Here is an 18,306-nt window from a genome sequence, read left to right on the forward strand (position 1 = left end):
GAGCCAGTACGGTGCGAGCCAGCACGATGCGCAGCCCGTTAACATGCCCGGCCCGGGCCAGGTATCGCCTCACCCTCAGTCTTCGTACCCAACTGCGTCGTATCCTTCCTCCTCGCAGTTCCAGGCAGCCCAGTTCCCGCCACCGCAGCAACCCAAGCGCTGGTCAACTGCCACCCTGGTGGCGATGGTGCTAGCTGGTTCCTTGGTTGCCGGTGCAGCCACCGCGGTTGTGGGAAACGAATTGAACGGGACCGGTTACAATTCCAGTTCCTCTACGTCGTTCGATGAGAATAAGCCCACGAGTGATACGAAGAACACTAGTGGGCGCCCACCTGCGCAGGGCAGTGTGGAAGAAGTGGCCGCTAAAGTACTTCCCAGCGTGGTCTCCATCCAAGTGAAAACCGCGAGTTCCGGCGCTGATGGGTCCGGGTCGATTATTAGTAATGATGGTTTGATTGTCACCAACAACCACGTCGTTGCCGGCGCCGAGGACGGCGTGGCGCAGATCGCCGTGCAGCTCAATGACGGCCGTGTGCTTAAGGCGAAGTTGGTGGCGGCGGATCCGACAACGGATGTGGCTGTGATCAAGGCGGTAGGTGCGACCGATCTAACACCCATCAAATTCGGTGATTCGAACAAGCTCAATGTGGGCCAAGACGTCGTCGCCATCGGCTCTCCTTTGGGGCTTTCTTCCACGGTGACCACCGGCATTGTTTCCGCCAAAAACCGCCCGGTGCAGGCCGGCGGTGAAAAGGGGGGCGAGGCCTCGCTGATCGATGCCATTCAAACCGATGCTGCGATTAACCCCGGTAATTCCGGTGGCGCGCTGGTCAACATGGCCGGCGAACTGGTCGGTATTCCGTCGGTCATTGCGACGCTCGGCGGTGGCGAAGGGCAGCAGTCTGGTTCTATTGGCTTGGGCTTCGCTATCCCGATCAATCAGGCACAAGATATCGCCAAGCAGCTGATCGACAAGAAGAAGGTTGAACATCCCGCAATTGGCGCTCAAGTGAACACTAGCCCAAACTCGCCTAACCAAGGCGCGCAGATCGTGCGTGTGAACGAAGGCAGTCCCGCGGCCAAGGCCGGTCTTAAAGATGGAGATATCGTTATAAAGGTAGATGATCGTTTGGTTGAGGGTGGGGTTGGACTCATCGCGGCCATCCGTTCCCACCGGGTCGGCGATACCGTGACCTTGACCGTATTGCCTAAGGGCAGCGGGGATGAAGAGAAGATCGAGGTCACACTCGGTTCCAGGTAGAACTCCTGCTATCCCCCGTCATCCCCCATAAATTGGCGCTTGTCTGTACAGTCACGTTATTGGCGGGATACGGTTAATTGGACATTTCCAGTGTAAGCCCGACCGGAAGATTTCTATTGCCATGAACATCCCAAAAGTTGGGGAAGTGGATAACGAGGAACTAGAGCGCGTGACCGGCGATATTCCGGAACCCGATGACGCACTCTTCCACACCTTGGATGCCGAAGCCCGAATATATCATGACCCCACTCGGCGCGCGCTCCTGCACGCCATGGTGGTCATCGTCACGGACGAGCCGGAAAAACATGCCCGTTTTGGGGAGTTGGTCGGGGAGTTATTGACTGAAGAGGACTTCCTTGTCGATGCAATCCTTGAGGTTGAAAGTCGTAAGGCTGCCATCCGTCAAGCTATCCAAACCGGCGTGGTCGGTGGCACGGACTTGGTTGTGACCATTGGTGGTACCGGGGTGGGGCCACGGGATAAAACGCCCGAGGCGACACAGAAGGAACTGGACCGCAGGATTCCGGGTATTGCCGAAGCTCTTCGGTCCTCCGGTCTATCTGCGAACTCCCTGCATGCGGGTCTTTCGCGGGGCATTGCCGGAGTATCGGGCTCTACCGTGATTGTGAATATTGCTGGATCTCGGGAGGCGATCCGCGACGGTATGGCTACGTTGGGTCCGCTGGTTCGTCACGTCATCGGCGAACTTAACGTTTAACCTACCGCCGGAGTGTTTACTCCCCACCGCAAGATTCCCCCCGCACAGTGTGCAACTCCCCCTACAACGTCTAGCTATTAACGCCGTGTCTAAAACTCCCCGCCGCCGCGCTCGCCGCTCTTTCGGAACTCTAGGTTCAAAGGGCCACGGGCGAACTTCTCATTTCGACGCCACGGGCTCCACGTCCTCACGCCAAAATAGTCACTCGTTCGATGAAGAGTTTTGGCGAGAACAAAGGCCCCCGCACTGGGGTTCGTGAGTGTTGGCGGGAGCAGAAGCCCCAGCTCTGGGGTTCGTGAGTGTTCGCGGGAGCAAAGGCCCCCGCACTGGGGTTCATGAGTGTTGGCGGGAGCACAAGCCCCAGCGCCGGGGTCTTAATTACTCAGCGTGGCGGCCGTACTTGTTAGCAGTGGCCTCAGTGGCGTCGTCGCCGTTTGGGGTCATCGTCTCTGCTCGGTCCAAGCGCTGTTGCAGAGCTGGGTCGGTTTGCCCCGCGCGCTGCTCGCGCAGCAGGTCGCGGATCTCGGTCAACAGTTCAACGTCCGTCGCTGCAGCCTCCTCAGGAGCGATGCCCTTGCGACGAGCAGTGATCTCAGCCAGCTTATTCATTGGCGCAATCATTACGAAGTAAATGACTGCGGCCACGATCAAGAAATTGATGATCGCAGTGATGATGGCGCCGATATTGATGAAGGTCGCTGGGTTCCCCTCGCGGACGAAGAACCCAAATCCAATGTCTGGGCTGCCACCGATAGAAGCGAGTAGGGGATCGATGATCCCCTTGGTGAAAGCGGTAACAATCGCGGTGAATGCGGTACCCATGACAACTGCGACCGCGAGTTCGATCACGTTGCCACGCATGATGAAGTCCTTGAAGCCCTTAAGCATGGCTTAGTTTCCTTTCTTTTGGACCACGGCAGTCCCCGAGATGATGTAGCCCACAGTCAGGTCGTGGTCTTCCGTGGGAACGTGGTCGATGAGTTCGGTATCGTCGACAACCGCACAAGAAACGATTCCTGGAGGTTTGTGGGAAAAGAAGGTGTCGTAGAATCCTCCGCCTTGTCCCAGTCGACGTCCGTAACAGTCTATAGCAAGTGCGGGCAAGATAATCAGCGGGTCTTTGAAGAACACATTAGGTATCGCCGGGCCTGTGGGTTCTGGGATTCCCCAGTTGCTCACCGAAAGCTCTCCGGTGTACTTGGCCCACTCCAGTTTTTGTCCATCCAAGGAAACCACGCGGGGCAAGAAAATGGGAACCTCGGAAGGAAGGCAACGACGGATGAATTCCGGCAGGTCAGCGCCACCTGGTTCGCCGGGCATGGGGGAGTAGGCGCACACTGCGGAAGGATTGGTCTTCGCCAGAAACTCTCGAAGGTTATTCTGAATCGCCACATCGCGCGAAAGGCGCTCTGATGCGGGCACGGCGCGTCGCCGCTGCCGTATTTCCCGGCGAAGTTGACGTTTCTGCGCCCTTATCGTGTCCATAATCACAAAACCTACTCTTAGTGAACCTGCGGTATTGGGTGTAGGTGTGATCCTGCGGTATTGGGTGTAGGGCGCGGGGAAGATTTGGCAGGAAAACCCATAGCGACCGTCAACATAATGATGAATCGGGAGTGTAGTTAACGCGAAATACCTGCGATTAACGGTACGATTCTTGGCATGTCTTCTACCCCTACGACTGATCAAAACACGGCACCGGCGCGTGTTCGCACTGTGGTTGTTCCCGCAGCTGGTCTTGGAACTAGGTTCCTGCCTGCGACCAAAACGGTCCCTAAGGAACTCCTGCCCGTGGTGGATACTCCAGGCATCGAATTGATCGCGAATGAAGCCGCTGCTGCGGGAGCGGACCGTCTGGCCATTATCACTGCTCCCAAAAAGGATGGGATCATGGCGCATTTTCGCACTGACTTGGAACTCGAGGAAACTCTCGAGGCGCGCGATAAGCAAACCCAGCTGGATAAAGTTCGCGCCGTCGATGGCCTGATTGATGTTGTCCCCGTGGAGCAGGAAAAGCCCTTGGGGCTGGGGCACGCGATTGGCCTGGCGGAGACTGTGCTTGATGACGAAGAAGACTGCTTTGCCGTTATGCTGCCGGATGACCTGGTTTTGCCATTCGGTGCGATGGATCAAATGCTGGCCATCCGCCAGAAGTTTGGTGGATCCGTGTTGTGTGCGTTCGAAGTGCCGCGCGAGGACGTCAGCAAGTACGGTGTGTTCGATATCGAGGACTCCGGTGAGGAAAACGTTAAGGCAGTCAAGGCCATGGTGGAAAAGCCTGATATTGACGAGGCCCCCAGTAACTTCGTGGCTACCGGGCGTTACCTATTGGACCGCGGCATCTTTGATGCCCTACGCCGCACTAAACCTGGCAAGGGTGGGGAAATCCAGATCACCGATGCCATTGAGCTGCTGATTACGGAGGGGCACCCAGTGCACATTTTGGTGCACCACGGTCAGCGCCATGACCTCGGTAACCCTGGTGGATATATTCGCGCTTGCGTGGACTTTGCCCTCAAGGATGATACTTACGGTCCTTCGCTGCGGAACTGGTTGAATCAACGTCTGGCGGAAGAAGATAGCTAAAAAGCTCTCTTAACCACCCGGCCCCACCCGCCGAGTGCAGTCTAAGGTCGAGGAAGGAACCCCAAAGTAATGCGGACAGTTGAGGAGCAGCTGGCAACCATCACAGCTGCTGCGGTCACCCCCGAACCCGTGCGTGTGGCCATTTCCGAGGCTCTGGGTTTGAGGTGTGCTGAGCAGGTAGAAGGCACGGAACACTTTCCTGGATTCGATCAGGCCGCCATTGACGGTTATGCCGTTCGGTGTGTGGACATCCGTCAGGCACTGGATCCCACGCCGGTTGATGGGGAGCCATCGGAGGAGGGTGATTCCGCCGACGACCAGCCAGCACGCCGCACCGCGCTGCCTATCGTCGGTGAGGTCACAGCGGGATCCCACCGACCGGTTCGTTTGCAGCCCAGGCAGTGCGTCAGGGTTCACGCCGGTGCCCCTTTACCTACTTTGGCCGACGCCGTGCTGCCCCTGGATTGGGCGGAAACTCAGGGGCGCCGCATCATTCCGCAAGAGTTGCTCCAGCCGGGGGAATTCGTCCACCGCAAGGGTTCGGACGTGCAACCTGGCGATGTGGTCGTGGAGCAGGGGTCAGTCATCGGCGCTGCTCAGGTCGGATTGCTGGCCGGCGTGGGCCGGTCGAAGGTGCTGGTGTATCCACGGCCACGTATGGCCGTCATGGCTTTTGGGCAAGAGCTGATCGATATTGATCGCGAACCATCCCTCGGCAAGATCTACGATGTCAATTCCTATGCCCTCACCGCAGCAGGGCGAGAAGCAGGGGCAGAAGTGCACCGCCTGGGAATCGTCGGGGGAGAGCCTCGCCGGATGAAGGACATCATCGAAGGCCAGCTCATCCGTTCTGAAGTTGTGGTGATCACCGGTGCGGTGGGCGGTACCGCCAGCGAAGAGCTGCGAGAGGTTCTTGCAGAGCTAGGCGAGCTGGAGATCACACGTGTTGCCATGCACCCCGGGTCCGTCATGGGCTTTGGAACCCTTGGCGCCGACAAGGTGCCGACATTCTTGCTGCCGGCTAACCCGTCGGCTGCGCTGGTGGCTTTTGAAGTCATGGTGCGCCCACTAATCCAGCTCATTCGCGGTCAACGTCAGTCGAACCGTCGCGTGGTTCAAGCACGCACCATCGCTTCTATTGAATCCGCGCCGCACCGAAGGGGATTCATTCGTGGCCAGCTGATGCGCGATCGGGATACCGGTGACTTCTTGGTGGATCCGTTGGGAGCTGCCGATGGCGGCGAGCCAACACATCTGTTGGGTAGCCACGGCCGGGCGAACTGTTTGATCGTGGTTCCGGTGGACGTAGCCCACATCGCGCCGGGTTCGGTGGTTGATGTGATGTTCCTGACGAACCGGGCCTAGCGGGGTCGTGTTCACGCGTTCAGCGACCCGGGGGTAGGTAACACCATGAACTTTTTGAGTTTCCTTACCGGAGCGAGCACCGGAAGGTTGGGGTGGCCGGTGGACACCCCAACCGTCATCACGAAGTCAGGGCGACGTGTGCACCTACGGAGTTTGGAACGTGGGGATGGCGTGGCATGGCGTCGGTACAGAATTGCCGACCGTCGACTGTTGGAACCCGTTGAGCCGACCGCAACGAGTGGGTGGGAACAGGCTCACAACACTCAAGGATGGAAGTACACCTATCGCAACCTCATGCAGTGGGCAGACCGGGGAGCGGTCGTACCCATGGCCATTGAAGTAGATGGTCGGTTCGCCGGCCAGCTGACGTTAGGGAACATTCAGCACGGGGCGATCAAAAGTTGCTGGATCGGGTACTGGGTATACAGCGGCGTACAGGGCCAGGGGGTTGCCACCGCGGCCGTGGCATTGGGAGTGGATCATGCATTCCGCAACGTGGATATGCACCGGATTGAGGCGACCGTGATGGAGGAAAACATTGCCTCGCGCAAGGTGCTGGAGAAGGCGGGGTTCCGCCACGAGGGGACTTTGTTGCGAAACCTGCACATCAATGGGGAGTGGACCGATCATCTGCTGGTTGCTGTGACGATGGAGGAGATCGCTGCCCACGGCACATTGGTGCGCAAATTGCTCAATGATGGGGTGCTTATCGGCGTGGCTTGAGGGCCGATTGCGACTGAAAACGCTAGCGTGGATAGCGTTGCTTAATATCTTTATCACCACGTTCCCGGAGGCGAAAACGCTGCGGGGAGCTATTGCCCTATCAATTTGAGGAGAAGCGAGACTCGTGCCCGGTTCACTGCTTCTAATTGCCGTCGTTTGGATCGTCCTGTTAACGCCCTTGGTGCTGTTTAATCGCCGCCCAGTAAGGCAGACTTCTGAGGCCTTGACCGAGACACGCCTCGTACATTCGGGCGGTGCGGAGCTGCGCAAAAAGCGCAAGCTGCGCCCATCGCCGGCGCTGTACACCGTCGATGACAGCGATGAAGAGCTGGAACTGGTGGATGCCGAACCGGAATACGTGCTGTTGGATGACGAGGGCACGGACTCCTCGCAGCGCACTCCGGGCAAGAGCGTGGCCGTTGCACGCCAGGATGGTCATGCGGTCGAGGCCGTGGGAGCACAAGGCGACGAGGCTGACGGGGATGCTGAAACCCGCCCCGTGATCGACGGCGAGGTTATCGAGGAAGTCCGCGGGGATGCCGTGGCTGATGACTCGGCCAATGAGGATGTGGCCAAGAATGCCCCCGCCGGGGATACGAAAACCGATGACGACACAGCCAATGATGGTTCTGTCGCAGTCGCCGAGTACGGTGTGGCCCGAAAGACCGATGCCAGCTCGTACAAGTCCCACGATGAAACCGATACGGGGGAGTTCGGCCCTATCGCCGAGGAAGACGTTGTCGCAGCTCTACAGCGCAAAAAGACTGCAAAGTCGAACAGTGAAGCGGAGAAAAAGGTTCGCAAAGCGGGCACGTCAGCGGGCCGTGTGGATGGCGCTCGCGACGAAGCTGATACGACCGATGCAGGCAACACCGGTGAGGCACACGAGGGCGTCGAGGCGATCAATCCCCAGCCCGTGGAGGTACCCGCCGGAGTTCTCCGCGGCGTGGACTTCGATGACGAACGCGGACGGGACGATCACGTCCGGGAATTGGCTACCGTAGGCAATGCTCGTCCCGTGGAGAAACTCTACGACTCCATGGAGCTCTCTGAAGATGACATTAACTACATCGCATCCCGGCGCGGCCGTGGGGTTTTCGACCCGGTGGCAAGTGCTGCGGCAAACCGTCGCCGACAGCAGCGCCGCAAGCACGTGCTGCTGGGTATGGTTGCGCTTCTCGTGCTGACGCTCGCCCTAGCATTCTGGCGCGGAGGTGCATCGTGGCTGTTGCCCGTCGTGATGACCGCCATGACTGCGTTCTACCTCATTGCCCTGCGCAAGAACGCTATCGAGGAGGCCAAGCTGCGTCGTCGACGTCTGGCCCGGATGCGCCGCGCCCGGTTGGGTGTACGTAACACGGAAGACCAGGAATTGGGTGTGATCCCCGCACGGCTTATGCGCCCCGGCGCCGTCATCGTTGAACCGGATGAAGCTGATGCCGAGCTGCACAACCTCGCCGTTGTGGACAGCCACGACTTCTTCTTCAACGGCGATGAGGAGCGGGATTACTACAACGGTCACATTCGCGCGGTCTAAATGAACCATCCAGTTGTGCGCGATATTGCGCTGTTCATTTTGCGTGCCATCCTCGGGGTGGTGTTCATCGCTCACGGTTGGCGCAACGTCTTCGGCGTGGGCATGGTGGGGGACAACAGCACGATCGTCGAATTCGCCCGTGTGGGTTATCCCAACCCCAGCGTGTTTGCATGGACCGTGTCCGTGCTTTTCATGTTCTGTGGGGCCATGTTGATCGCCGGGGTGCTCACTACAGCTGCCGCTGGCGTGCTGTTCGTTATAGCTGCTGCCATGCTGTATTTTCAGTTTTCTCATCATGGCTTTTATGTGTCTGACGGCGGTATGGAATACATTCTTGTGGTGATGGCCAGTTTGCTGATGATCGTGGTGTTTGGTGCCGGGCGGGCGAGCTTGGATCGTGCGCTTGCGCGGTTTGCTTAACCGCAGCGCCAAAAACAACCGCCCGTGTTGAGCCCTAGAGCCTGGCCACTGACGGAAATCGGATCATTTGACGAAGGAATGTGGTGAGCCACTGTGGACTGTGAACAGGTACGCGCTGCACTGTCTGCACGGCTTGATGGCGAGCACTCCGAGCTGCCCGATGAGGTCATTGACGCTCACCTCGATGTGTGTGAGGAGTGTCAGCGTTGGTACACCACCGTGACGGCACTAGGGCGTTCCCTCACCATTGGCTCCATCGATTCACAGGCCCAGGTCGCTGACCACGCCCCAGACCCAGCCAAGATCACCGATCACATTCTTGCTGCAGCCGATACTATGCCCGTTGTCGCTTCCGGGGTGACGAACCGGCAATTACCCATGACAATCGCTCGCATAGTCCTCATTTTGGTAGCTGGGGTTTACTTGGCGTGGGCTGGCATGCTGCTGTTTGCCACTCCGGTTAATCCTGCTGTTTTGGATAACGACGCCAACGGCCCCATCATCACCAGGCTGATCATGGATAACGCGGTGGACAAGTTCGCTTTGGCAGTGGGTATTGCATGGGCCGCGGCGCGCCCGAAAGTCTCCAGTGCGATCTTGCCGATTTATTTGGCGCAGTGGGCGTTCGGTGCCGGTTTTGCCACACGTGAGGTTGTCATCGAGTTTGTGGGTGTCACCACTGGGCGCGGGTTATTTGCGAACCCCTTGTGGGGATTGTTGGTGCACCTGTGCGCGGTCGTGGCCTTGTTGGTCTGCTGGATAGGCCGGAACCATATGTTCACACCCCTGCGCCATTCGTGGCGCGCACTCGCGGCCCGGCCAATTAATTTTTCCGCAGCTGATTTGGATGAGCATTCCTCGTTCCGGTTGGGGGATAAGGAACCGCAACGCTTCCGGGATGTGGATTCGCGCAAATAACTCGCCGCTAGGGTGAAAGTGGCCCGCGTAGGTATGTTGTAGCAGCAGGCGCTCTTGGCGGTTGTCCGCCTTAGCTACCGCCAGCTTGGTAGCCACATGCGTGCGGCGAACTCCGCGTTGGTCATTGGCATACCGGTATACAGCGGTAGGAAGAACAAGAAGTTCCACACCACCACGGCCACGTAGCCAACAACGAGCACGACCGGCCACCGCTTGTTTTCCGCCCGCGCCGTGTGTAGAAGCTGGCAACAGGCCAATGCCAAAGCAATAACCAAGAATGGGGCAAGGTTCACGGCATAAAACAGGTACATTTGACGATCTAGCGTGGGCAGCCACGGTAGGAATCCCGCGGCAAAGCCGATCACGGGGACAGCCCAGCGCATATCGCGGTGAATGAGCAGGCACCATACTCCCCACAGGATTACGGGTACACACAACCACCAGATTGCAGGGGTGCCAACCAGCAATACTTTGTGGACAATTCCATCCTTTTCTGGAGGGCTGTAGTACAGCAGCGAACGGCTGCTCACCAACCATGACCAAGGCTTAGATTCCCAGGAGTGGTGGTGGCCATTCGAATTGGTCAGTGCAGTGTGGAACTTTAAAACGGACGAGTGATAGTAGATGAAATTCCGCACCACATCGGGCAGAAACGTCAACCCGGATTGATTCAATTCCGAAAACCGACCGCTTTCAACTGCGTGCCGGAAAACCCCGGTTTCCGAAGCGAACCAGGCCCGCCAACTGGCGATGTAACCGATGACCGGCACGATCACCAAGGCAAAAAATGACGGTGCGCTATCCAGTACCAACGTTCCACGCAGAGGGTGTTGCACCCCGTAACGTCGGCGCCGGGCATAGTCAATCGCTACGATTGCCAACCCAGCGAAAGCAATGTAATACAGCCCCGACCACTTCACGGACAGCGCACCGGCCAGCGCCACTCCAGCAGCGAAACGCCACCAGCGATACCCCATGCGCGGGCCCAAGGTGTGGTCACGGACACGTTCTTCGGCGAAAACGCGGCGGAACCGCCCCTCCATCTGCTGGGCATCGCGCACCAAGAAATACGTCGCTGACACCACAAACAGGGTCTGAAAATGATCCAACATGGCTGACCGGCCGGTGACAAACAAGATGCCATCGCACAGGGCGAAAATGCCGGCGAGCATTCCGGCCACTTCCGATTTCGTAATGCGCCGCGCGATGGCTGCGATCAGCAAGATAACCGCAATTGCGCACAGGGCAGAACTCACACGCCACCCGGCCGGGCTGTAGCCCAGCAGTTGCATGCCCATGCTCTCCAATTGTTTACCGAGTGGCGGGTGTACCACCAAGCCGTAGGCAGGGTTGTCCTCGATCCCACCAATCAGGGGATTGGTCTGGCTCATCGCGATTTGCCACGATTGCGGGGCATAGTGTTTCTCGTCGAAGACGGGAGTGCCACCATCCGTGGGTTTCCCTAGCGAGCTCAAGCGACTCACGGCGGCGAAGACCGCCAGGCTCAGCTGAATCCACACCCACCGGCTCCACGTCCTCACACCCTGGGCCTCACGATTATTCGCAGCACGGCTCAGACCGAGCTCCGCCGGGGTAGAGTCATCCGCCCGTGAGGGGAGAGCGGGGCGCTGTGCGCCGCTCTCGGCAGTGGCCGTGGCACTATCGGTTTGGTTCGACGGGCGTGGTTCTGGGGTGGAAACTGTCACAGCCAATAACTCTAGTGGCATGCTGGGGGAATGACAGTAGAGTCCCTCTTACATCGAGCCCAGGAACAGCGACCCCTCCCTCATGGGGGTATCATCTTGGCAGCCACACCTTTGGGGAACCCACTGGATGCCTCCATTCGGTTGCTCGATGCCTTGGCAAGTGCGGATATCATCGCTGCGGAGGATACGCGCCGCACCCGTGCGCTGGCCGATGCGTTGGGTGTGACGATCACCGGCACGGTGGTTTCGAACTTCGACCACAATGAATCCGATCGCGCCGGTCATTTCGTTGCAGAGGCCCAAGCTGGCAAGCGCATCCTCGTGGTAACAGATGCGGGGATGCCTGCGGTTTCCGATCCCGGATTCCCGCTGGTTGTAGCTGCCCGGGCTGCGGGTGTCCCGGTGACCTGCCTGCCTGGTCCTTCTGCAGTACCCACCGCGCTTGCGCTCTCGGGTGTGGGGATGGGCCACTTCACGTTCCTGGGGTTCGCTCCGCGCAAAGATGGCGCGCGCCGGGAATTCTTTAGCAACTTGCTCACCGCTACCACGGCTACGTGTTTCTTTGAATCCCCTCACCGTTTGCAGGCAACCTTGGATATTGCGGTGGAGATTTTAGGGGCACGACGCCCCGTTGCAGTCGCCCGCGAGCTAACCAAGCGTTTCGAAGAGGTTCGTTCTGGTTCTGCTGCCGAAGTAGCCGAATGGGCTCATGCAAAGGAAGTAAAGGGGGAAATCTGTGTGGTGATTGGAGCTGTGGATCCCGAAGAGCTGGGGGTGGACACGGCTGATGTGGTCGGGGAAGTTGAGGGGCTCGTCGCCGGCGGAATGCGATTGAAGGCGGCAGCAGGCGAGATCGCGAAGCGCCACAACCTCAGCAAACGGGAAGTGTACGAGGCTGTGTTGCACGCCCGTGAGGAGGCCTAGCGCACGGGCACGCCCGCGTGCGCAGGGTGTCTGCGGCAGCAGCGTGGAGGGCTGAAGAAATCGGATGTTGCCGTGCATTGCACGCCCGCGAGGATAGCGAGTAAAGCCACCCAGATCAGAATCGTTACCGTATTGTTATCTTTGAAAGGATGAGGTCCACCCCGCCGCCACGCACCTAGATCAGGAATAGGTGCCCAAGCAGGGTGAACAGGGGGCTGAGCGGGGCGTCGGCTAGAAAAAGATGCATAAGAGATGCAGCCGGGAAGTGCGGTGAAAGGCCGCGATCGCACGGTGAAAAGTCCCGGAGGGTTTGATATTGCGCCCCCCTGCCACCACTGTGGAGAATATGACGATTTCACAAGGAAACCCACAGCAAGGGGAGAGATTAAATTCCGAAGAGCAAGCGCTGGCGGAAGCCTTTGTCGATCCCGCCAACGATCCGAAGGTAAGCCAGCAGGCACGGCTCGATGACGATGCCCCAATCAACTGGGCCGTCACGTTTGGGGCGCTCGCGCTCATTTTGGTGGTGGTCGCCTGGGGATTGCTGGGGAAAGACAGCTTTCAGGCATTCTCTGGAAAGGCGCTGACGTACATCACCAATGATTGGGGATGGCTGTTCGTCTTGGCTGGCACGGTGTTCGTTGGTTACATCCTGTTCATCGCCTTCAGTAAATTCGGCCACATTCGGTTGGGTAAGGATGGCGAGGAGCCGGAGTTTTCCACCGCGTCTTGGGTAGCCATGATGTTCGCCGCCGGTATGGGCATCGGTTTGATGTTCTACGGTGTGGCCGAACCGCTGACCTATTACCGCCAAGGTGTGCCGGGAACGGAACCGGGTGATGTTGGGGTATCGATGGCCACCACGATGTTCCACTGGGGACTGCACCCATGGTCGCTCTATGCCATCGTGGGCTTGGCTATCGCGTACACCACCTTCCGCTTGGACCGGAAGCAGCTGTTGAGCTCGGCCTTCATTCCGCTGATCGGCGAGCGCCGAGCCCACGGCCCACTGGGTAAGATCATCGACATTTTCACGATCTTCGCGACCGTTTTCGGCACCGCAGCATCCCTCGGTATTGGTGCCACTCAGATCGCCTCAGGTATGGAAGCCACTAACCTGTGGACTAACCCCGGCATGGGAGTGATGATCGGGGTGATCATCGTGCTGGGTGTGTGCTTCCTCGTTTCCGCTGCATCTGGTGTGGGTAAAGGTATTCAGTACATCTCTAATGCCAATATGATCATGGCTGGTCTGCTGGCCTTGTTCCTGCTGATTGTGGGGCCCACCGTTGTCATCTTGAACCTGATCCCCACTACCTTGGGCAACTACCTGTCCGAGTTCTTCTCCATGGCGGCCCGCACCGCTGATTCCAGCGAAGGTGCCGGCAAGTGGCTGGGCTCATGGACAATCTTCTACTGGGCCTGGTGGGTCTCCTGGTCCCCATTCGTCGGTATGTTCCTAGCTCGCATCTCCCGTGGACGCACCATTCGCGAGTTCGTGACCGTTATCCTCATGGTGCCGTTGGCAGTGACCGTCGTATGGTTTTCCATCTTCGGTGGCTCCGCCATTCATGCAGAGGAGACAAATCAGTCGATCTGGGGCGATGGAGATGCCACCAAGCAGCTGTTCAACCTGTTGGATACTGTGCCCGGTGGCTACGCAGCTTCGTTGCTGGCCATGATTTTGCTGGCCACGTTCTTCATCACCTCTGCGGATTCTGCATCGACGGTGATGGGAACCATGTCCCAAAACGGCCGTGTGGAGGCCAATCGCAAAGTCACCGTCTTGTGGGGATTGATGACCGCAATCATCGCGATCGTCATGATTTGGACGGGTGGAGAAGATGCCCTGACCAATGTGCAAAACATCACGATCATCGCGGCCAGCCCGTTTGTGCTGATTATTATTGCGTTGATGTTCGCAATCGTGAAGTCATTGTCCAATGACCCGCTGTATTTGGACCACAAGGCTCAGCGGCATTACGCCATGAGGGATGCACGCGAAAAACGCGTGGCCGCTTATCTGAACAAGCAGAACGGTCGTGGGGTTCGCCGTTTCAATGTGGGGGAGAAGTCTGCGAATAGGGCGAAGGATTAACCGCCCAGGACAGTTTCGGACTTATCGCTGCCGGTGTCGCGCAACTTTCGCGTTACACCGGCATTGCTTTTGCAGGAGACACGGGAACGATATCGGCGACGGTCGTCTTGTCCAGTATCGTGAAGAACTGATCTGCCGCGCCACGTAATACGGCGTGTAGGGCGCATTCGGGTACGAACGGGCAGGGATCGTGAACGCGGTAATTCGCCAGTCGTGCGCCTTCCAAATCTCGAATCAACGAGCCCAGCGGCTTAAGTAGCGCCTCGGGGGTCAGGGCCACTCCGCCGGTGCGTCCACGCGTGGATCGCACTAGGCCGAGTTCGGCTAATTTAGAGACGACCTTGGCCACGTGGGTTTGTGGGGCGCCAATGTCGTCCGCGATGCTGGAAGAGGTGTATCGAGGGGGAGCGACACCGGCCGCGCTAGCGGCATCGTCTAGAGCGGCCAGTTGCATCAGGATCCTGATGCCTAGCTCGGTGGCTCGATTTAACTGCATGGTCGTCCTTCGTGAGTGAAAGGGTCAAGATCAATTGAAGGCGATGGGCTTCACATTAGCTAACCTTATATGACCCCTAAGATAATCATGTGTGAACGGGTGGGTTGTATGGGGTATGTCAGCCCCATTTTTTCACAGGGTAGGGCATCAGTTGTGCTGTATGAAAATCATTGGCGTAAAAACAACCCCAACGGTCTTCAACCCCCACCTCCACAGGGCGGTGGGGTCATCTTTTTCTTCGCAGGTGGCAATACCTTAATGTGGTAGGCATGTCACAACGTGTTCTCACCTCTGTTGCTTGGCCTTACGCCAACGGCCCCCGTCACATCGGCCATGTTGCTGGATTCGGTGTTCCCTCCGACGTTTTTGCCCGCTATCAGCGGATGATTGGCAATGACGTCCTCATGGTTTCAGGCACGGACGAACACGGCACTCCGCTGCTGGTCCAGGCGGAAAAAGAAGGCGTGAGCGTTCAGGAGCTGGCCGACCGTTACAACCGCATCATCGTTGAAGACTTGGTCGGCTTGGGATTGTCTTACGACTTGTTTACCCGCACCACCACGCGTAACCACTACGCGGTCGTCCAGGAACTTTTCCGTGGCCTTTACGACAACGGTTACATGGTGACCCAAACCACTCGTGGGGCGATCAGCCCTTCCACGGGCCGAACTTTGCCCGACCGTTACATCGAGGGCACCTGCCCCATTTGTGGGGCAACTGACGCTCGCGGTGATCAGTGCGATACGTGTGGAAACCAGCTGGACCCCGAAGATCTCATCAACCCTGTGTCCAAAATCAACGGCGAAACCCCCGAGTTCGTGGATACAGAACACTTCATGCTGGATCTTCCGGCCCTTGCGGAAGCATTGACGGAGTGGCTGAAGGGCCGTACCGATTGGCGCCCCAACGTCCTGAAATTCTCCCTCAATTTGTTGGAGAACATTCGTCCCCGCGCAATGAGTCGCGATATCGACTGGGGTGTGCCGATCCCTATCGAAGGTTGGCAGGACAACAATGCGAAGAAGCTGTATGTCTGGTTTGATGCCGTGGTGGGCTACTTGTCGGCGTCAATTGAATGGGCCTGGCGTACCGGCCAGCCGGAAGCTTGGCGGAAGTGGTGGAACGACCCAGAGGCAGTGGCCTATTACTTCATGGGCAAAGACAACATCACCTTCCACTCCCAGATCTGGCCTGCGGAACTTTTGGGATACTCCGGTCAGGGTTCCCGGGGTGGAGATGCTGGTGAGCTGGCTGAGCCCACACTGAACCTGCCGACTGAGGTGGTTTCCAGCGAGTTTCTCACGATGTCCGGTTCAAAGTTCTCGTCCTCTAAGGGGGTGGTCATCTACGTTCGCGACTTCCTCAAGGAATTCGGACCGGATCCACTGCGTTACTTCATCGCCATGGCTGGCCCGGAGACGACGGACACGGACTTCACGTGGGACGAGTTTGTCCGCCGTATCAACTCCGAACTGGCGAACGAGTGGGGCAACCTAGTCAACCGTACGGTATCGATGGCGCACAAGAACTTCGGCGAGGTGCCACCTCTGGGCTCTTTACTCGACGCCGACAAAGCCCTCTTGGATGAATCTGCTCACGCATTTGAGGTTGTTGGAAAGGCGCTGCAGGCATCCCGCTTCAAAGCTGGAATCACTGAAGCTATGCGTATTGCCGGGCGCGCGAATCAGTATATCGCGGCCCAAGAACCCTGGAAGCTGGCCAAGGATGAATCGCAGCGCGAGCGCTTGGGTACGGTGTTGCACGTGGCATTGCAGGTGGTGAGTGATATCAACACCCTGATGACCCCTTACCTGCCGTTTAGTGCACAGAAAATCTTCGAGACCCTCGGTGGCCAAGGTGTGTGGGCCGCCCAGCCGAAGATCCTGGAAGTCACCGATGATTCCCCACGGGACCCTGTGGGTACGGGCGTGCCGGAGGCGGGTCGCGCGTACCCCGTGATCATGGGTGACTACAAGAACCAGCAGGCTACGTGGAAGCGCATCGATATGGTGCCGGGAACGCCGCTAAGCAAGCCGAAGCCACTGTTTGCGAAATTGGACGCGGAGCTGGCGGAGACCGGTCCGGAGTGGGCGAAGGTCAGATAGAGCAACGGTGATGAGAGGCAATGCTGCAACTGGCGCGGTGTGATGGAGGTGCGGAGTGGGCGAAGGTCAGATAGAGCATTCGGGGCGAGAAGATAAACGCGCTGTCACCACCATTTCCATCATCGCGGTAGTGGCGGTGTTGCTCACGAGTGTAAACCTGCGCAGTCCGATCAGTTCGTTTTCGCCGATCGCGGACAAGGTCTCGGACAGCCTCGGGGCATCCCCTCTGTTCGTGGGCCTCGTGGGCATGGCGCCCACATTGATGTTCGCCCTAGCGGCGGCTTTGAGTGCGCCTCTGTCTCGGGCAATGACCTTCCGCAAAACCGCTGCTGCATCCATGGTTGTAGCGGCCGTGGGGTTTGGTGTGCGCACGTTTGCACCCAACGAACTACTGTTCCTCATTGGCACGATGGTTGGCCTGATGGGGGTGGGGTTTACTAATACGCTACTTCCCGCGGTCGTGAAGGATTATTTCCCGTTCCGCATCACCGTCATGTCCATGGCCTACCTGGTGGTAGGTAACACTGCGATGGCTACGGCGTCCGTCGTGGCTGTGCCCTTGGAACAATGGGGCGGTTGGCAACTGGCTTTAGGGCTGTGGGCCGGTCCGCCAGTGCTGGCAGTCGCGTGTTGGATTTTGCTGGTGCGTGTGGTGGGCCCGGAGGTGGGAGGCCGGCGGCGTCGGGAAAGAATTAAAGCCCAGCGAGCAGCCGATAAAGCAGCCGGAGTGGCTAAGCAGAGTTATCGCCACATATGGAGACACCCTGTGAGCTGGGGTGTGGTGTTGATGTTCGCCATGACCAGTTCTATGTCCTACTGCTTCATTACCTGGGCGCCGAAGATCGTGGTGGAATCAGGCGGTAGCGAGCAGCTCGGAGGCGTAGTCGGTGGCACGTTCGCGCTGACTGGCATTGCCACCAGTGTGATCGTGCCGTGGATGGTTGGTAGGTTCCGGCGCGGCTCGCTGATGGTGACAATCTATTCATTCGTGGCGATGATGGGTGCGCTGGCATTGCTGTTGCATGACCCAATGAAGGCACCGTTTGTCTGGATCGTTTTGGTTTCGCTGGGGTGTTCCACTTTCAACCTGGGGCTGCTGCTGGTGGCTACGCGTACCCGCGCGGCAGCTGCGGCGGCGGTGCTGTCGAGCGGTGCCCAGGCGGTTGGTTATTCCATCGCGAGTGTGGGGCCGTTCCTGTTCGGTTTGTTGTTTGAGGCGACTGGGAGCTGGAACGCCGGGCTGTATATGTTGATGGGCTTCAATATTGTGCTGTTGGGCGCGGGCATTGTAGCCAGCCGCGTGGTGTTCGTGGATGACAAGCCTGGCGAGCAGGACAGTGATGCGAGGGTTGTTGTGGCTGGGGCAGTTAAGTCGTAGGTGGGTTTTGATCGTGGGCGGCTTGGGGAGCCGTAGCTGGTGCGGGGGCTGCGTCGTAGGCGGGGTGGGGG

The 18,306-nt window shown here is 58.4% G+C and carries 16 protein-coding genes; 12 read left to right on the forward strand and 4 right to left on the reverse strand.

Features of this window, described 5'->3' with window-relative positions:
- The coding region (locus HMPREF3098_RS04220; RefSeq protein WP_083284084.1) for a trypsin-like peptidase domain-containing protein at positions 1-1,261 on the forward strand (1,261 nt) is incomplete at its 5' end.
- A gap of 121 nt (positions 1,262-1,382) precedes the next feature.
- Complete coding sequence (locus tag HMPREF3098_RS04225) at positions 1,383-1,979, forward strand: MogA/MoaB family molybdenum cofactor biosynthesis protein (protein ID WP_070434106.1); 597 nt, start codon at positions 1,383-1,385, stop codon at positions 1,977-1,979.
- Between the two features lie 378 nt (positions 1,980-2,357).
- On the opposite strand, the gene mscL is transcribed toward HMPREF3098_RS04225, so the two are convergent.
- The gene (gene mscL, locus HMPREF3098_RS04230; RefSeq protein WP_035113264.1) at positions 2,358-2,867 is read right to left on the reverse strand and encodes a large conductance mechanosensitive channel protein MscL; all 510 of its coding nucleotides are present in this window, start codon (positions 2,865-2,867) and stop codon (positions 2,358-2,360) included.
- Between the two features lie 3 nt (positions 2,868-2,870).
- Positions 2,871-3,464: a 5-formyltetrahydrofolate cyclo-ligase gene (locus HMPREF3098_RS04235; protein ID WP_083284075.1), complete on the reverse strand. Its 594-nt coding sequence runs from the start codon at positions 3,462-3,464 to the stop codon at positions 2,871-2,873.
- Positions 3,465-3,641: 177 nt separating this feature from the next.
- On the opposite strand from HMPREF3098_RS04235, the gene HMPREF3098_RS04240 reads away from it, so the two are divergent.
- The 6 genes from HMPREF3098_RS04240 to HMPREF3098_RS04265 all read left to right on the forward strand — a co-directional run bounded on the left by HMPREF3098_RS04240 (position 3,642) and on the right by HMPREF3098_RS04265 (position 9,528).
- Positions 3,642-4,565, forward strand: a complete 924-nt coding sequence (locus tag HMPREF3098_RS04240) for a UTP--glucose-1-phosphate uridylyltransferase (protein WP_141739657.1) — start codon at positions 3,642-3,644, stop codon at positions 4,563-4,565.
- Positions 4,566-4,634: 69 nt separating this feature from the next.
- Positions 4,635-5,930, forward strand: coding sequence for a molybdotransferase-like divisome protein Glp (glp, locus tag HMPREF3098_RS04245; RefSeq protein WP_070434109.1), 1,296 nt, complete (start codon positions 4,635-4,637; stop codon positions 5,928-5,930).
- 45 nt (positions 5,931-5,975) lie between these two features.
- Positions 5,976-6,653, forward strand: coding sequence for a GNAT family N-acetyltransferase (locus tag HMPREF3098_RS04250; RefSeq protein WP_070434110.1), 678 nt, complete (start codon positions 5,976-5,978; stop codon positions 6,651-6,653).
- Between the two features lie 223 nt (positions 6,654-6,876).
- Positions 6,877-8,190: a gephyrin-like molybdotransferase receptor GlpR gene (glpR, locus tag HMPREF3098_RS04255; RefSeq protein ID WP_141739658.1), complete on the forward strand. Its 1,314-nt coding sequence runs from the start codon at positions 6,877-6,879 to the stop codon at positions 8,188-8,190.
- The gene (locus HMPREF3098_RS04260) at positions 8,191-8,610 is read left to right on the forward strand and encodes a DoxX family protein (RefSeq protein ID WP_070434112.1); all 420 of its coding nucleotides are present in this window, start codon (positions 8,191-8,193) and stop codon (positions 8,608-8,610) included.
- Between the two features lie 93 nt (positions 8,611-8,703).
- Complete coding sequence (locus HMPREF3098_RS04265) at positions 8,704-9,528, forward strand: zf-HC2 domain-containing protein (RefSeq protein ID WP_070434113.1); 825 nt, start codon at positions 8,704-8,706, stop codon at positions 9,526-9,528.
- A 74-nt stretch (positions 9,529-9,602) separates the two neighbouring features.
- On the opposite strand, the gene HMPREF3098_RS04270 is transcribed toward HMPREF3098_RS04265, so the two are convergent.
- Positions 9,603-11,069 (reverse strand): dolichyl-phosphate-mannose--protein mannosyltransferase, encoded by a 1,467-nt coding sequence (locus HMPREF3098_RS04270; protein WP_070434133.1) that lies wholly within the window; start codon positions 11,067-11,069, stop codon positions 9,603-9,605.
- A 195-nt stretch (positions 11,070-11,264) separates the two neighbouring features.
- Between HMPREF3098_RS04270 and rsmI the strand changes: the two genes are divergently transcribed.
- A complete protein-coding gene (gene rsmI / locus HMPREF3098_RS04275) occupies positions 11,265-12,158 on the forward strand; it encodes a 16S rRNA (cytidine(1402)-2'-O)-methyltransferase (protein WP_070434114.1) in 894 nt (297 codons plus the stop codon).
- Positions 12,159-12,504: 346 nt separating this feature from the next.
- Positions 12,505-14,256 (forward strand): BCCT family transporter, encoded by a 1,752-nt coding sequence (locus HMPREF3098_RS04280; RefSeq protein ID WP_083284077.1) that lies wholly within the window; start codon positions 12,505-12,507, stop codon positions 14,254-14,256.
- A gap of 52 nt (positions 14,257-14,308) precedes the next feature.
- Here HMPREF3098_RS04280 and HMPREF3098_RS04285 read toward each other — a convergent pair whose 3' ends face one another.
- On the reverse strand, positions 14,309-14,752 hold the full coding sequence (locus HMPREF3098_RS04285; RefSeq protein WP_070434115.1) for an RrF2 family transcriptional regulator: 444 nt from the start codon (positions 14,750-14,752) through the stop codon (positions 14,309-14,311).
- Between the two features lie 269 nt (positions 14,753-15,021).
- Between HMPREF3098_RS04285 and metG the strand changes: the two genes are divergently transcribed.
- Positions 15,022-16,857 carry a methionine--tRNA ligase gene (gene metG / locus HMPREF3098_RS04290; RefSeq protein ID WP_070434116.1) on the forward strand — a complete coding sequence of 612 codons (1,836 nt, stop codon included), beginning with the start codon at positions 15,022-15,024 and terminating at the stop codon, positions 16,855-16,857.
- A 55-nt stretch (positions 16,858-16,912) separates the two neighbouring features.
- Entirely contained in the window at positions 16,913-18,235 is a 1,323-nt protein-coding gene (locus HMPREF3098_RS04295) for an MFS transporter (RefSeq protein WP_070434117.1), read from the forward strand.
- Positions 18,236-18,306 lie beyond the last annotated feature (71 nt).

Source organism: Corynebacterium sp. HMSC28B08 (assembly GCF_001806865.1).
Taxonomy (GTDB): domain Bacteria; phylum Actinomycetota; class Actinomycetes; order Mycobacteriales; family Mycobacteriaceae; genus Corynebacterium; species Corynebacterium auriscanis.